Annotated in this window: 17 protein-coding genes and 1 tRNA gene; 9 read left to right on the forward strand and 9 right to left on the reverse strand. The window is 68.5% G+C overall.

Features of this window, described 5'->3' with window-relative positions:
* Nucleotides 1–65 precede the first annotated feature (65 nt).
* The 6 genes from IEX25_RS00590 to IEX25_RS00615 are packed head-to-tail and all read left to right on the forward strand — an operon-like array spanning nucleotide 66 to nucleotide 5,017.
* The gene (locus IEX25_RS00590) at nucleotides 66–1,178 is read left to right on the forward strand and encodes an SPOR domain-containing protein (RefSeq protein WP_188713607.1); all 1,113 of its coding nucleotides are present in this window, start codon (nucleotides 66–68) and stop codon (nucleotides 1,176–1,178) included.
* Nucleotides 1,178–2,167: a beta-N-acetylhexosaminidase gene (gene nagZ / locus IEX25_RS00595; protein ID WP_188713608.1), complete on the forward strand. Its 990-nt coding sequence runs from the start codon at nucleotides 1,178–1,180 to the stop codon at nucleotides 2,165–2,167. Before IEX25_RS00590 ends, nagZ begins: the two co-directional genes overlap by 1 nt.
* Before the next feature lie 52 nt (nucleotides 2,168–2,219).
* Nucleotides 2,220–3,032, forward strand: coding sequence for a segregation and condensation protein A (locus IEX25_RS00600; RefSeq protein ID WP_229664974.1), 813 nt, complete (start codon nucleotides 2,220–2,222; stop codon nucleotides 3,030–3,032).
* Between the two features lie 5 nt (nucleotides 3,033–3,037).
* A complete protein-coding gene (scpB, locus tag IEX25_RS00605; protein WP_188713972.1) occupies nucleotides 3,038–3,670 on the forward strand; it encodes an SMC-Scp complex subunit ScpB in 633 nt (210 codons plus the stop codon).
* A 4-nt stretch (nucleotides 3,671–3,674) separates the two neighbouring features.
* Complete coding sequence (locus tag IEX25_RS00610) at nucleotides 3,675–3,878, forward strand: hypothetical protein (protein WP_188713609.1); 204 nt, start codon at nucleotides 3,675–3,677, stop codon at nucleotides 3,876–3,878.
* Nucleotides 3,879–3,916: 38 nt separating this feature from the next.
* Nucleotides 3,917–5,017, forward strand: a complete 1,101-nt coding sequence (locus IEX25_RS00615) for a THUMP domain-containing class I SAM-dependent RNA methyltransferase (protein ID WP_188713610.1) — start codon at nucleotides 3,917–3,919, stop codon at nucleotides 5,015–5,017.
* A 52-nt stretch (nucleotides 5,018–5,069) separates the two neighbouring features.
* On the opposite strand, the gene IEX25_RS00620 is transcribed toward IEX25_RS00615, so the two are convergent.
* The 4 genes from IEX25_RS00620 to ihfA all read right to left on the reverse strand — a co-directional run bounded on the left by IEX25_RS00620 (nucleotide 5,070) and on the right by ihfA (nucleotide 7,247).
* Nucleotides 5,070–6,137, reverse strand: coding sequence for a 2'-deoxycytidine 5'-triphosphate deaminase (locus IEX25_RS00620; RefSeq protein WP_188713611.1), 1,068 nt, complete (start codon nucleotides 6,135–6,137; stop codon nucleotides 5,070–5,072).
* Between the two features lie 56 nt (nucleotides 6,138–6,193).
* A tRNA-Pro gene (locus IEX25_RS00625) sits at nucleotides 6,194–6,271 on the reverse strand.
* Nucleotides 6,272–6,350: 79 nt separating this feature from the next.
* Nucleotides 6,351–6,929, reverse strand: coding sequence for a MerR family transcriptional regulator (locus tag IEX25_RS00630; RefSeq protein ID WP_188713612.1), 579 nt, complete (start codon nucleotides 6,927–6,929; stop codon nucleotides 6,351–6,353).
* A 15-nt stretch (nucleotides 6,930–6,944) separates the two neighbouring features.
* Nucleotides 6,945–7,247, reverse strand: a complete 303-nt coding sequence (gene ihfA, locus IEX25_RS00635; protein ID WP_103173462.1) for an integration host factor subunit alpha — start codon at nucleotides 7,245–7,247, stop codon at nucleotides 6,945–6,947.
* Between the two features lie 159 nt (nucleotides 7,248–7,406).
* Between ihfA and IEX25_RS00640 the strand changes: the two genes are divergently transcribed.
* Nucleotides 7,407–7,685, forward strand: a complete 279-nt coding sequence (locus IEX25_RS00640; RefSeq protein ID WP_188713613.1) for a DksA/TraR family C4-type zinc finger protein — start codon at nucleotides 7,407–7,409, stop codon at nucleotides 7,683–7,685.
* 4 nt (nucleotides 7,686–7,689) lie between these two features.
* On the opposite strand, the gene IEX25_RS00645 is transcribed toward IEX25_RS00640, so the two are convergent.
* The 4 genes from IEX25_RS00645 to IEX25_RS00660 all read right to left on the reverse strand — a co-directional run bounded on the left by IEX25_RS00645 (nucleotide 7,690) and on the right by IEX25_RS00660 (nucleotide 10,763).
* A complete protein-coding gene (locus IEX25_RS00645) occupies nucleotides 7,690–8,664 on the reverse strand; it encodes a beta-ketoacyl-ACP synthase III (protein WP_188713614.1) in 975 nt (324 codons plus the stop codon).
* Nucleotides 8,661–9,761, reverse strand: a complete 1,101-nt coding sequence (plsX, locus tag IEX25_RS00650; protein WP_103173460.1) for a phosphate acyltransferase PlsX — start codon at nucleotides 9,759–9,761, stop codon at nucleotides 8,661–8,663. The genes IEX25_RS00645 and plsX overlap by 4 nt, the downstream gene beginning before the upstream one ends.
* A gap of 22 nt (nucleotides 9,762–9,783) precedes the next feature.
* On the reverse strand, nucleotides 9,784–9,990 hold the full coding sequence (gene rpmF / locus IEX25_RS00655; RefSeq protein WP_103173459.1) for a 50S ribosomal protein L32: 207 nt from the start codon (nucleotides 9,988–9,990) through the stop codon (nucleotides 9,784–9,786).
* A 236-nt stretch (nucleotides 9,991–10,226) separates the two neighbouring features.
* Nucleotides 10,227–10,763, reverse strand: a complete 537-nt coding sequence (locus IEX25_RS00660; protein ID WP_188713615.1) for a YceD family protein — start codon at nucleotides 10,761–10,763, stop codon at nucleotides 10,227–10,229.
* Between the two features lie 145 nt (nucleotides 10,764–10,908).
* Here IEX25_RS00660 and IEX25_RS00665 point away from each other — a divergent pair, with 145 nt between their 5' ends.
* A complete protein-coding gene (locus tag IEX25_RS00665) occupies nucleotides 10,909–11,358 on the forward strand; it encodes an outer membrane protein assembly factor BamE (RefSeq protein ID WP_103173457.1) in 450 nt (149 codons plus the stop codon).
* Nucleotides 11,359–11,391: 33 nt separating this feature from the next.
* On the opposite strand, the gene IEX25_RS00670 is transcribed toward IEX25_RS00665, so the two are convergent.
* Entirely contained in the window at nucleotides 11,392–12,390 is a 999-nt protein-coding gene (locus IEX25_RS00670) for a serine hydrolase domain-containing protein (RefSeq protein ID WP_188713616.1), read from the reverse strand.
* A gap of 123 nt (nucleotides 12,391–12,513) precedes the next feature.
* Here IEX25_RS00670 and IEX25_RS00675 point away from each other — a divergent pair, with 123 nt between their 5' ends.
* Nucleotides 12,514–13,239: an SseB family protein gene (locus tag IEX25_RS00675; RefSeq protein WP_188713617.1), complete on the forward strand. Its 726-nt coding sequence runs from the start codon at nucleotides 12,514–12,516 to the stop codon at nucleotides 13,237–13,239.
* Nucleotides 13,240–13,270: the final 31 nt, after the last annotated feature.

Below are 13,270 nucleotides of genomic sequence, written 5' to 3' on the forward strand. Positions count from 1 at the left end.
AAGCGCCCCGACCGGTCGGAACGGGCAGTCAAGTTCAGGTCGGATCAACCGGCAGGCAGGCAGGCATGGCAGTGATGGATTTCCGCGAAGGCGGCTATGTGTTCTCGCGTCACAAGGTGAAGCGCGAATTCTCGTATGATCAGGGCGGCTGGGACGACCGGCCGCAGGGCGCGCGCATGGCGGCCGACCCCCAGGGCGACGATAGCCTGACCACCCGCTTCGCGCGGCTGACCCATTACCTGGGCGCGGTCGCATCGGTCGCGCTGATGGTGGGGCTGATGGTCTGGGGCTGGCAACTGGTGTCGCGCGATGTGTCGGGCGTCCCGGTGATCCGCGCCATTTCCGGCGACGCGCGCACCACCCCTGCCGATCCGGGTGGCGAACTGACCAACTATACCGGCTATGCCGTCAATACGGTGGCCGAGGGGACCGACCATCAGCCGACCCAGCAGGTCGCCATCGCCCCCGCGCCCGTGGGCCTGTCGGATGAGGATGTGGCCATGGGCCAGCTGGGCGCCACCGCCCGCGAGCCCGTCACCACCTCGGAGGTTCCGCTGAGCTTTGCGGGCGACCCGATCGTGCCGCTGTCCGACAGCGAGGCCCGCGCCCTGGCCGAGGCCGAGGCCCAGCGGCTGGCCATGGCCGACAGCGCCGTCCAGGAAGCCACCATCATCGACGCCCCCGCCAGCGAAGGCCCGGTGAACGAGGCCCTGACCGATGAAAACGGCGCCCCCGCCCAGGCTGCCGCCATTGCCGAGGCCCTGGTCCAGGCCCAGGCCGAGGCCAATCCGGGCGTGCTGACCGCCTCGACCCGGCCCACGCCGCGTCCGCGCAGCACCCGCGTCGCCTCGGCCGGAACCACCGCGACCGATGCGCGCCCCGTGGCGCAGGATCGTCCGGCCGAAGCGCCCGAAGCCGCGCCCGCCGTGGCGCAGGCCAGCGGCCCGCAGGTGCAGCTTGGCGCCTTTGACAGCAGCGCCATCGCCTCCAGCGAATGGAACCGGCTGATGAACAAGCATGTCGTCTTCGGCGGCAAGCAGCAGGTGATCCAGCAGCACCAGTCGAACGGCCGCACCTTCTGGCGGCTGCGTGTCGCGGGCTTCGATTCCCTGTCCGAGGCACGCCAGTTCTGCGCCGCGCTGAAATCGGCGGGCACGGACTGCCTTGCCCTGAACTGATGCCTGCCAACGCCACCATCCTGGGCGGCATCGCCGGAACGGAGCTGACCACGGCCGAGCGGGACTTCTTCCGCGCGGCCGACCCCTGGGGCTTCATCCTGTTCGGCCGCAATGTCGAAAGCCCCGACCAGCTGCGCCGCCTGACGGATGCGCTGCGCGAGGCCGTGGGCCGCGACGCCGTCATCACCGTCGATCAGGAAGGCGGCCGGGTGCAGCGCCTGCGCGGTCCCCATTGGTTCGACTGGCCCGCGCCGCTGGATCAGGCCGCCGCCGGGCCGCGCGCCATGTGGCTGCGCTATCACCTGATCGGGCGGGAACTGCGCGCGGTCGGCATCGACAGCAACTGCGCCCCCACGCTGGACGTGGCGCAGGACGATACGCATCCCTTCCTGCGCAACCGCTGTTTCGGTACCGATCCTGCGACCGTTGCCACCCTGGGCCGCGCCGCTGCCGACGGGATGCTGGCCGCGGGCGTCTTGCCGGTGATGAAGCACATGCCGGGCCATGGCCGTGCCGTCGCCGACAGCCATCACGGCCTGCCGACCGTCACCGCGCCCGCCGATGACCTGGACGCGATGGACTTCGCACCGTTCCGCGCCTTGCGCGACCTGCCCATGGGCATGACCGCGCATATCCGCTTTACCGCATTGGACGATGCGCCCGCCACCGCATCGCCGCGCATGATCGCCCTGATCCGCGACCGGATCGGCTTCGACGGTCTTCTGATGTCCGACGACATCACCATGAACGCCCTGTCCGGGACCGAGGCCGAACGCGCCACTGCCAGCATCGCCGCAGGCTGCGACCTGGTGCTGCATTGCAATGGCACGATCGCCAGCATGGAGCAGGTGGTCGCCGCCGCAGGCCCCCTGAGCCTGGATGCGCAGCGCCGCGCCGATGCCGCCCTGGCGCTGCGTCGCGCACCGCAGGACGCCGATCCCGATGCCCTGATGGCGGAATGGCGCGACCTGACGGCAGCCGTCGCTTGACAGGGAAGCCGCAGGCGCGGATTCTGGCACGCCCGGAAAGACAGCCGAAACCGTGACCGCACCCAACATCCCCTATCTGCGCCCCGTTCCCGACGGCGACAGTGTCGCGCAACGCCGCGCGGGCGAATCGCTGATCGTCGATGTGGACGGTTTCGAAGGCCCTCTGGACCTGCTGCTGACGCTGGCGCGGACGCAGAAGGTGGACCTGATGCGGATTTCGGTCCTGCATCTGGCGGAACAATACCTGGCCTTCGTTGACCAGGCCCGCGCCCTGCGGATCGAACTGGCCGCCGATTACCTGGTCATGGCGGCCTGGCTGGCCTTCCTGAAATCCCGCCTGCTTCTGCCCCCCGATCCTGAGGCCGAGGGACCATCCGCCGAGGACATGGCCGCGCACCTGGCCTTCCAGCTTGAGCGTTTGCAGGCCATGCGCGAGGTCGCGGCGCAACTGATGGCGCGTGACCGCCTTGGCATCAGCCGCTTCGCGCGCGGGGCACCGGAAACCGTGGCAAAACGGCGGCGCACCGAATGGCAGGCGGGGCTGATCGACCTGATGCGCGCCTATGCGCGGCTGAAGACCCGCGACGAATTCCGCCCCTATGCCTTCGACCGGCAGGATGTCTTCACGATGGAACAAGCCCTGGACCGCCTGCGCAGCATGATCGGCTATGCGGGGGATTGGACGGAACTGGCCGACTTCCTGCCCGAAGGCTGGGGCACGGGGGGCGAACGCCGGCGGTCGGCGACGGCCGCGACCTTTGCGGCATCGCTGGAACTTGCGCGCCAAGGCCGGATCGAGATACGGCAGGCGGCTTCCTTTGCCCCGATCCAGTTCCGCCGCAAGCCCGACGGGGACCAGCCGTGACCGATATGCCGCCCCCATCGCTGGATCAGCAGGAACGCATGGTCGAGGCGATCCTGTTCGCGTCCTCGGCCCCCGTCACGGTGCGCGATCTGGCGCAGCGCCTGCCCACAGGCTGCGATCCGGCCGAGGCATTGGCGGGGTTGCGCCGGACCTATGCGGATCGCGGCGTGGTGCTGGAACGGATCGGCGACGGTTACGCCTTTCGCACCGCGCCGGATCTGTCCTTCCTGATGCGGACGGAAACCGTCGAACAGCGCCGCCTGTCGCGCGCCGCGATCGAGACGCTGGCGATCATCGCCTATCACCAGCCGGTCACCCGCGCCGAGATCGAGGAAATCCGCGGCGTGGCCGTGTCGCGCGGCACGCTGGACCAGTTGATCGAGATGGAATGGGTCCGTATCGGCCGCAGGCGGATGACGCCGGGACGGCCCGCGACCTTCGTGGTCACGGAAACCTTCCTGGACCATTTCGGCCTGGAATCCGCCCGCGACCTGCCGGGGCTTGCGGAACTGCGCGCGGCGGGGCTGCTGGAATCGCGCCCGCCTGCGCCGGGGCTGCATGTGCCCCTTGCCTTGCTGGACGGGGATGACGATATGTCAGCCACGGCACCCGCCGACGACCTGTTCGAGGACGAATGACCCGATGAGCCTCCAGTCCATCATCAATACGCTGACCCGCATGGTTTCCCGTCGTGCCCTGAACTGGGGCATCAACAAGGGCATCGACCGCATCGCGAAATCGGGCGGCAAGCCCGCCAAGGTGTCGGCCAAGCAGGCCAAGGACATGCGCACGGCCGTCAAGCGCGCCCGCCAGGCCGCCCGGCTGACCCGCCGCATCGGGCGCTGACACTCGCCTTTGCCGCGCGGCCGCGATAGGGCTGCGCGATGGATGACAGATTCGAGATTTTCCTGGTGGCGACGCCGGGGCTGGAAGCACCGCTGGCCGCAGAAGCCGCCGGCCTGGGCTGGCAGCCGTCGGTGCAGCCGGGCGGCGTGACGATCACCGGCGGCTGGCCCGATGTGTGGCGCGCGAACCTGTGGCTGCGCGGCGCCACGCGCGTTCTGGCCCGCCTGGGCAGCTTTCGCGCGCTGCATCTGGCGCAGCTGGACAAGCGGGCGCGGAAATTCCCCTGGGCCACCGTGCTGCGGCCCGATGTGCCGGTCCGCGTGGAAACCACCTGCAAGGCCAGCCGCATCTATCACGCGGGCGCGGCCACGCAGCGGATCGAACGCGCCATCGCCGAGGAACTGGGCGCGCCGATTGCCCCGGATGCCGGTCTGGTCGTCAAGGCGCGGATCGAGGATGACCTGGTCACCCTCAGCCTGGATACGACGGGCGAATCGCTGCACAAGCGCGGCCACAAGGAAGCCGTCGCCAAGGCCCCCATGCGCGAGACGATGGCCGCGATGTTCCTGCGCGGAATGGGCTTTGACGGCAGCCAGCCGGTGCTGGACCCGATGTGCGGGTCGGGCACCTTCGTGATCGAGGCCGCCGAGATCGCGGCAGGCCTTGCCCCCGGCCGCAGCCGCAGCTTCGGCTTCCAGCAGCTTGCCAGCTTCGATCCTTCCGCCTGGGACGCCATGCGGGGTGCCGTTGCGCCCCGACCCGCGCCCGCGCAGTTCTTCGGCAGCGACTGCGACGCAGGCGCCATCCGCATGAGCCAGGCCAATGCCGAACGGGCAGGGGTCGGCGCATTCACCCGATTCGATTGCCGCGCCATCGGCGACCTGCAACGCCCCGACGGACCCCCCGGCATCGTCATGGTGAACCCGCCTTATGGCGCGCGGATCGGCAACAAGGGGCCGCTGTTCGGATTGCATGCCGCGATGGGGCAGGTGTTCCGGGAACGTCTGCGAGGCTGGCGTGTGGGGATCGTCACCAGCGAAGGCGCCTTGGCCAAGGCGACGGGGCTGCCGCTCGAATCGGGGCCGGTGGTCGCGCATGGCGGGTTGAAGGTGCGGCTGTGGCAGACGGGGGCGCTGTAAGCCGGGGGCCAGCCCCCGGACCCCCGGGATATTTGCGCCAAAGTGAAGGGGCCTAGCGGAACTGCTTGGCCAGCTTCAGCCCCTGGCCCTGATAGTTGGACTTGATGCCCGCGCCATAGAGACAGTCCGGGCGGGCCGCCATGCGTTCATAGACGAGTCGGCCGACGACCTGGCCATGTTCCAGCACGAAGGGCGCCTCGTGGCAGCGGACCTCCAGCACGCCGCGCGCGCCGGTGCCGGTTTCGCCGATGCCGAAGCCGGGATCGAAGAAGCCTGCGTAATGGACGCGGAATTCGCCGACCATCGCCAGATAGGGGGCCATCTCGGCGGCGTAATCGGCGGGTATCGCCACCGATTCGCGGCTGACGAGGATATAGAAGGCGCCGGGATCCAGGATCAGGCGGCCATCGGTCGTATGCAATTCGTCCCAGAAATCGCGGGCCTCATAGGCGCCGATGCGGTCCAGGTCGATCACCCCGCTGTGGGGCCTGGCGCGGTATCCCACCAGATTGCCGCTGGCGGGCTTCAGATCGACCGAAAATCCCAGGCCGTTGTCGATCAGGGCCGGGCCGCCCACCAAGGGCTCGCGGGCGTTCAGCTCACGCAACTGGGCGTCCGACAGAACCGCCTGACCCCGCCGGAGCCGCAACTGGTTCAGCCTCATGCCGGGACGGACCAGGACCGAAAAGCTGCGCGGGCAGATCTCGGCGAAAAGGAACCCGTCATAGCCTTCGGGCAGGCGGTCGAATTCGGTGCCGTCATCGGCGACCAGCCGGGTCAGCAGGTCAAGCCTGCCGGTCGAGGATTTGGCATTGGCCACCGCCGTCAATCCGGCGGGCAGCGCCACCCGTTCCATCAGCGGCACCAGATAAACGCAGCCACGTTCCAGGACTGCACCGTCACTCAGGTCCATCTGATGCATCTGAACGTCGGCCAGGCGGTCCATGACCCTGTTCCCACGCCCCGCCAGAAAGCTGGCGCGCAGCCGATAGGCGACCGATCCCAGCCGCAGATCAAGGCTGGCGGGCTGGATCTGTTCGGGGATGATGGCGGGATCCGCCGAGATCGCGCCCGACCGGATCAGGTCGCGGATGCCGCTGTCGGGAAGAACGCCGTTCATGCTGGTCCTTTCATGCGAAAACGCCCACCCCCGGCAGGGAATGGGCGTTTTCGAAATGGTCGGGCCGGCGAGATTCGAACTCGCGGCCTTCCGCCCCCCAGACGGACGCGCTAACCAGACTGCGCCACGGCCCGACGCGCACCGTATAGAGCGATCCTGCGGCGCTGCACAAGGGCTGCAATGCGGAAATCTGCGCCATAAAGGCCCAGCCGGTCAGCAAAACCGTGCCAGGGCATCGCGCAGCCGCGACAAGGACGCGCGATGATGGGGCGCGGTCGCATCGCTGGGGTGCAAATCGCGCAGCCGGGCGTTCAGCGCCACCATGTCGCCAAGCCACCCGGCGGGCGGGCCGTCATGGAAATGATCGTGGTGGCGGTTCGATGCGGCGTGCGGGACGGACATGGGCCGCCTGCGCATCCTGGATCGCGGTTCGTGCCGGGGAAGGCTGTCGAAATCGTCCTCGACGCCGTCGGGTTCGGGAATGTCGCTGTCGGCCAGAGTTTCGATGGCATCGTTCAGGCGCGCCATGCCGCGTTCGCGGACCGATGCGCCGCGGTCGCGGGCCAAAAGCTTCTTGGCGCCCCGGATCGTCAACCCCTCGTCCCGCAGCACGGTGCAGAGACCCGCCGCCAGACGCACGTCATCGGGGCGATAGTAACGCCGCCCGTCCGGGCGCTTCATCGGCTTCAGCAAGGGAAACTGGGTTTCCCAGTAGCGCAGGACATGCGGTGCCACGCCCAGAAGCCTTGCGACCTCGCCAATAGACCGGAATGCGTCTGCGCCTTTCGTCATTCAGTCAGAACGTCCTTAACCCTTGTTTCCGGCAGCGACGCGATCCTTCATCAGATGCGAAGGGCGGAAGGACAGCACGCGGCGCGGGGTGATCGGCACTTCCTCACCGGTCTTGGGGTTGCGGCCGATGCGTTCGTTCTTGTCGCGCAGGCTGAAGGTGCCGAAGGACGAAATCTTCACCTGCTCGCCCCGAACCAAGGCGTTGGAGATATGTTCAAGAACCGATTCGACCAGTTGGGCGGACTCGTGCCGGGACAGGCCTACGTCCCGAAAAACGGCCTCTGCGAGATCCATCCGAGTCAGCGTCTTGTCACTCATGACTTTTCCCCTTTGATTTCACTAGGATGGTTGGAATTCTTCCCGCTGTCAACGAGAAGGGGGCTTTTTCGTTCCCCCGCGTCACGTGAAGATGGGGCGTCCGGCATTGCAACAAAACCCGCCGATCCTATCTTTCTGCCCTGAGACAAGGAGGCGGTCATGGCCGGTGGATGGGCGCGCGACGATGCGGTGAACGACCAGATCGAGATCAGCACGGCCGAGGCCGTGGCCCGCGCCCGGCTGCGTGCCGGACAGGGCAAGGCCGTCCGCGACAGCGCCATGACCTGCATCGACTGCGACGAGCCCATTCCGCAGGCGCGGCGTCAGGCGCTGCCGGGGGTGCAATTGTGCCTGGATTGCCAGCGCGACCGGGACAGGGCATGGCGCCCCGCAGGCGGCATCAACCGGCGCGGCAGCAAGGATTCGCAGCTGAAGTAAGCCCCTACCAGCGAAGGACGACCGATCCCCAGCTGAGGCCACCGCCGATCGCCTCGGTCACGATCACGTCACCGGGGCTGAAGCGGCCCTGGCCGTCGGCCACCGACAGCGCCAGCGGGATCGAGGCGGCCGAGGTGTTGCCGTGGTCGGCGACCGTCAGCACCACCTTGTCCATCGGCAGGCCCATCTTCTGCGCGGTCGCCGTGATGATGCGCGCATTGGCCTGGTGAGGCACGAGCCAGTCCACATGGGCAGGGGTCAGCCCGGCCTTGTCCAGCGCGATATGCGCGGTCTTGGCCAGTTTTTCGACGGCATGGCGGAAGACCAGGTTGCCCTGCATCCGCAACTGTCCCGCCGTGCCGGTGGTGGACACGCCGCCATCCACATACAGCAGGTCGCGATACTGCCCGTCGCTGTTGAGGTCGCTGGCCAGGATGCCCCGGTCGTCGTTGGTCCCGGCGCTCTCCTGCCCCTCGAGGACAAGGGCGCCGGCGCCGTCGCCGAACAGGACGCAGGTGCCGCGGTCGGTCCAGTCCATGATGCGGGAAAACGTCTCGGCTCCGATGACAAGGACGCGCTTTGCCAGCCCGCCGCGAATCATCGCGTCGGCATTGGCCAGCGCAAAGACGAAGCCCGCGCAGACCGCCTGGACGTCATAGGCAAAGCCATGCGTCATGCCCAGCCCGTGCTGGATCATCGTGGCCGAGGCAGGGAAGGTGTAATCGGGGGTCGAGGTCGCCAGCACGATCCCGTCGATGTCGTCGGGCCGCAGCCCGGCCTTGTCCAGGGCTGCGCGGGCCGCGCGCAGGCCCATGTCGCTGGTGGCCTGGCCTTCGGCGGCGAAATGGCGCCGTTCGATCCCGGTGCGGGTGCGGATCCATTCGTCGCTGGTGTCCAGGCGTTCCTCGAACCAGCTGTTCGGGACCACGCGTTCGGGAAGATAATGGCCGGTGCCGCGCACCACGGAACGAATGGTCACGATGCGGCCTCGGCGCCGGGGGCGCTTGCTGCGGCTTGCGCCACGCGCGCGGCCAGGCGGTCCTGGAAGCCGGACCTTGCCAGCGTGAAGGCCAGCTTGATCGCCGCCGACACGCCCGTCGCATCGGCCGAGCCGTGCGACTTGATGACGGTGCCGTTCAGGCCCAGGAAAATCCCGCCATTGACGCGGCGGGGGTCAATCCGCTTTTGCAGGCGCTTGAGAGAGGTCATCGCCAGAACGGCGGCAAACTTGGACATGATGGAATTCGCGAAGGCGTCCTTGAGAAGCGTGCCGACCAGCTTGGCCGTGCCCTCGCCGGTCTTCAAGGCGATGTTGCCGGTAAAGCCGTCGGTGACGATCACATCCGCGCGCGAAGAGGGCAGGTCGCCCCCTTCGACAAAGCCGACATAGTCGAACCGGCCTGCCTCGGCCGCGGCCAGGATCAGATCCTGGGCCTGCTTCAGTTCGGCGCGGCCCTTGTGTTCCTCGGTCCCGACATTCAGCAGCCCGACGCGCGGACGGTCGAGGCCCAGGCCGTTGCGGGCATAGGACGCCCCCATCAGCGCGTATTGCAGCAGATCGGGCGCGTCGGCGCGGATATCGGCGCCCACGTCCAGCATGATGTTGAAGCCCTGCGGGTTGGTCGAGGGCCAGAGGCAGGCGATGGCGGGACGGTTCACGCCCGGCAGCTTGCGCAGGCGCAGCATCGACAAGGCCATCAGCGCCCCGGTATTGCCGCAGCTGACTGCGGCCCCCGCCTCGCCGGTCTTGACCGATTCGATGGCCGACCACATCGAGGTGCCGTCGCCCTTGCGGACGATCTGGCTGGGCTTGTCTTCCATGGTGACGACGCCACCGGCGTGGCGGATGTCGCAGCGGCCGGCAAGCACCTTGCGGCGGCCGACCAGACGGCGAAGCTCGGCCTCGTCGCCATGCACGATGAAGCGGATGTCGGGGTTCACCGCGGCGCTTTCGGCCATGCCCGCGACAACCGCCGCAGGGCCGCGATCGCCGCCCATGGCATCGACCGATATCACCACGACGTCCCCCCGGTCAGGGGTCGGCGCCGAGGAGAGGGTCACGTCACGGTCGGTCATCTGGCGCGAATGCCAAGCCCGTTCAGGCCGCGTCGTCGTCCAGGTCGATCGTGTTCGCCTGCGCCACGACTTCGCGGTCGGCGTAGTGGCCGCAGGACGGGCAGACGTGGTGCGGACGCTTCAGTTCGCCGCAGTTCGAGCATTCGTTGGGATTGCCGGCAACCAGGGCATCGTGGGAGCGGCGCATGTTCCGGCGGGACCGGGTAACGCGATTCTGAGGGACAGCCATGTCACAACCTCGGGCTAGACGGGATGCAACGCGCGGGCGTCTGGCGCATCCCAGGGATTTGAATTCGAAAATGAACCGCGCAGATACGCCATGACGGCCCCGCCCGCAACCCCTTGCGGCGGGGCAGGCAGGGCTAATTGCACCGGATGGCCCGGTTTGCGCCAGTCTCGGGCGTGCCGTCCGGCGACAACACCCGCTTGATGTGACCCTTGCGCAACGGTCCGGGATCGAATCGCCTAGTCCGTGTCGCGGCTGCGCAGCAGCTTGTCCAGATCGGCAAAGGGGCGGCGGGTATCGGGGGCGTCCTCGTCCGGCGCCGCTTCGAACGCGACACCTTCGGCGCGCGGATATTCGGGCAGGGCTAGGGCCAGTTCCTCGATCATCACGGCGCCCAGGTCGATGAACTGGCCCAAGGGTTCCAGCGTGTCGTCGGGCATCTCCACCTCGTCCCCTTCGGGGGTGGAGATATGGGGAGAATAGTGACGCTCGACCTCTTCGTCCAGGGCGGTCTTGACGGGCTTCAGCGTGACGACGCAGGGCTGCGTGACACGGGCGCGCAGTCGGCCGGTCAGCACCCAGGCCTCGCCCGCTTCGGCGCGGATTTCCCCGGCGAAGGACAGGCGCGACAGGGCAGGGATGCCTAGTTCGGTGGCAATGGCGGCACAGCGTTCCGCATCGGGCACCAGCGAAAAGGGCGTCGGCGCGCGCGGGTTCAGATGCGCCACGCGCAGGCGTTCCGGCTGGTGGGCGGGCTGGTTGGCGGGGGCGGTCATGGCGGGCCTTTGTCTGCTGTCGGTCGGGGTTCCGCACCGGCAGGCGGCGCCAAATCCCCGACGGGATTGTCATTCTTGAGCGCGGTGCCCGAGTTTGCTAAGCCGGGCGGGCCGCGTCAACAGCGCCTTGCAAGGGAAAGACGGAATGACAGCCATCCGGCATCTAATGGTTCTGGCTTTCGTGGCCCTTCTTGGCCTTGCGGCCTGCGCGCCGGTTTATCGCAACCACGGCTTCATCCCCGCGCCCGAGGATCTGTCCCAGGTGGTCGTGGGCCAGACCACCGTGGACGAATTGCAGGGCCTGATCGGCCGCCCGTCCGCCCAGGGCCTGCTGACGGGGTCGGGCTGGTATTACGTCGGATCCCGCTGGCGTCATTTCGGCGCGCTGGAACCGCGCGAGATCAGCCGAGAGGTCGTGGCCGTGTCCTTCGCGCCCAGCGGCGTCGTCACCAATGTCGAACGCTTCGGGCTGGAACGGGGTCGGGTCGTCACCCTGTCGCGCCGCGTGACCGAGGGCAGCGTGACCGAAATCTCGCTGATCGGGCAGCTTCTGGGCAACCTGGGCAATTTCCAGGCGGGCGATTTCATCGACTGACGGCTGCGGGTGCGGTGCGTGCCAGCACGCACCCTACAGCGTCTGCACGATCCGGTCGGCCAGCATGTGCAGGTCGTTGCGGTATCCCGTCCGCGCGGACGGCTGGTCGGGATCCGAGGTCATGGCGATGGCAGCCGCAGGCTGGCGCCCCGTCGCGGGAAAGACATAGATCATCTGCCCGCCATAGCCCCAGCCGTATCTGACGGGACGCCCGCTGGCCTGGCCGATGAACCAGCCATAGCCGTAACCCTGCCCGCTGAAGATCGAGGCGGTGCGCGTCCGCCAGCTTTCTTCGACCCATCCGGCGGGCACGACCTGCCGCCCGCCCGCCTGGCCGCCGCTGGCATACATCGCGCCGAAGGCCAGCAGGGACCGCGTGCTCATCGCCATCTGGTTGCCGCCCAGATAGATGCCCTGCGGGTCGCGTTCCCAATCGGTGATGCGAAAGCCCGGCACCGGATCCAGCCAGTCGCGTGCCAGATCCAGCGTGGATCGCCCCGTCACCCGTGTCAGGATGGCGGACACCAGATGCGTGGATGCCGTGGAATATTGCATCCGCCCGCCCGGATCCTGCGTGAAGGGCGCGGCCAGGGCGGCACGCACCCAGTTGCGGCTGCTGACCCAGGCCCCGTAATTCGCGCCCGACTGGCGCTCCAGCCCCGCCTGCATGGACAGAAGGTGGCCCAGCGTCACGGTTGCCAGCCGCGGATCGGGATCGGCGGGCAATTGGTCGCGCAGGATCGGCGCGATGGGCTGGCCGGGGCCTTCCAGCAGGCCGCGTTCGATCGCGATCCCGGCCAGGGCCGAGATGATTGACTTTGAGGCCGACTTGATGTTCGTCGGGCTGTCCGGGGTGAAGCGGCCATAGCCGCGGGCCGCGACCTCGGTCCCGCCCGACCAGACGGCGACGGCGCGCAGGTTTTCCAGCCGTTCGGCGCCGTCAAGGATCGGCGTCAGGCGGGATTGCGCCAGGGCAGGCGCGGCAAGCAGCGGCGACAGGCTGGCGGTCAGCAGAAGGGTGCGTCGGTTCATCTGCCCTATATGCGGCGCCCTGCGGTTGCGGCGGAATCACGGTTGCGTCAGCTTGGGCTTGTCCGGGGGGCGCGGCGCGATTAGGGCAGGGGCGTTCCCCTTGCCGCTGCGAAAGGCTCCGCCATGACCGCGCTTGACGATCTTGCCCCGGTTCCCTTCCACGACGCCGACGCCCCGCAGCGGGCGCGGATGCTGTCGCGGCTGGCGGATACGGAACTGGCCGTGGCCCTGGTGGCGGAACCCCAGGGCGATCAGGTCGAACTGCGCATCTTCCCGCTGGAAACCGGCTCCGTCGCGCTTGCCTGCGATACCGAGGATCGGCTGGCGGGCTTTTTCGGCGGCCCCGTGGCCTATGCGGCGATGCCGGGGCGGGTGCTGGCGGGCCTTCTGAAATCCGAAAACGCGGGCCTGCTGGTCAATCCAGGCCTGCCGTCGGAGATGCTGCTGGACGCGGCGATGCTGGACTGGCTGACCGGCGCGCTGTCCGCCGCGCCCCAAGCCACCGATGCCCGGTTGCGCCTGACCGCGCCCGCGCCTGCCGTGATCGAAGCCCTGGCGCAGCCCCTGGCCGAACGGCTGGGCGACATGCGCGGTCTGATCGCGGGTGCGGCGCTTGCGGGCACGGGCGACGGCCATGTCGTCCTGGTCGCAGGCGCCGATCCGGCCCATCAGCCCGCCATCGCCAAGGCCTTGGCCGAGGCGCTGGCCTTTCTGCCGGAACAGCCCGGCGGCGTGGATGTCAGCTTCACCGATGCCGCGCTGCCCCCGCAGGTCCTGCGCTTCGACCTTTCCCAGCCCGAAGCGCCTGCCGCCCCGCCGCGCCCGAAAGGTCCGCCGATCCTGCGCTGATCGGCCAAGCACGGTTGCGTGATCGCCCCCA

The organism is Paracoccus acridae (assembly GCF_014642735.1).
In the GTDB taxonomy this organism is placed as follows: domain Bacteria; phylum Pseudomonadota; class Alphaproteobacteria; order Rhodobacterales; family Rhodobacteraceae; genus Paracoccus; species Paracoccus acridae.

What these genes read in the sequence shown, in the direction of transcription:
- IEX25_RS00590 (WP_188713607.1), top strand. Translation starts at nt 66, where the DNA reads ATGGCAGTGATGGATTTCCGCGAAGGCGGCTATGTGTTCTCGCGTCAC.
- nagZ (WP_188713608.1), top strand. Translation starts at nt 1,178, where the DNA reads ATGCCTGCCAACGCCACCATCCTGGGCGGCATCGCCGGAACGGAGCTG.
- scpB (WP_188713972.1), top strand. Translation starts at nt 3,038, where the DNA reads ATGCCGCCCCCATCGCTGGATCAGCAGGAACGCATGGTCGAGGCGATC.
- IEX25_RS00610 (WP_188713609.1), top strand. Translation starts at nt 3,675, where the DNA reads ATGAGCCTCCAGTCCATCATCAATACGCTGACCCGCATGGTTTCCCGT.
- IEX25_RS00615 (WP_188713610.1), top strand. Translation starts at nt 3,917, where the DNA reads ATGGATGACAGATTCGAGATTTTCCTGGTGGCGACGCCGGGGCTGGAA.
- IEX25_RS00620 (WP_188713611.1), bottom strand. Translation starts at nt 6,137, where the DNA reads ATGAACGGCGTTCTTCCCGACAGCGGCATCCGCGACCTGATCCGGTCG.
- IEX25_RS00630 (WP_188713612.1), bottom strand. Translation starts at nt 6,929, where the DNA reads ATGACGAAAGGCGCAGACGCATTCCGGTCTATTGGCGAGGTCGCAAGG.
- ihfA (WP_103173462.1), bottom strand. Translation starts at nt 7,247, where the DNA reads ATGAGTGACAAGACGCTGACTCGGATGGATCTCGCAGAGGCCGTTTTT.
- IEX25_RS00640 (WP_188713613.1), top strand. Translation starts at nt 7,407, where the DNA reads ATGGCCGGTGGATGGGCGCGCGACGATGCGGTGAACGACCAGATCGAG.
- plsX (WP_103173460.1), bottom strand. Translation starts at nt 9,761, where the DNA reads ATGACCGACCGTGACGTGACCCTCTCCTCGGCGCCGACCCCTGACCGG.
- rpmF (WP_103173459.1), bottom strand. Translation starts at nt 9,990, where the DNA reads ATGGCTGTCCCTCAGAATCGCGTTACCCGGTCCCGCCGGAACATGCGC.
- IEX25_RS00660 (WP_188713615.1), bottom strand. Translation starts at nt 10,763, where the DNA reads ATGACCGCCCCCGCCAACCAGCCCGCCCACCAGCCGGAACGCCTGCGC.
- IEX25_RS00665 (WP_103173457.1), top strand. Translation starts at nt 10,909, where the DNA reads ATGACAGCCATCCGGCATCTAATGGTTCTGGCTTTCGTGGCCCTTCTT.
- IEX25_RS00670 (WP_188713616.1), bottom strand. Translation starts at nt 12,390, where the DNA reads ATGAACCGACGCACCCTTCTGCTGACCGCCAGCCTGTCGCCGCTGCTT.
- IEX25_RS00675 (WP_188713617.1), top strand. Translation starts at nt 12,514, where the DNA reads ATGACCGCGCTTGACGATCTTGCCCCGGTTCCCTTCCACGACGCCGAC.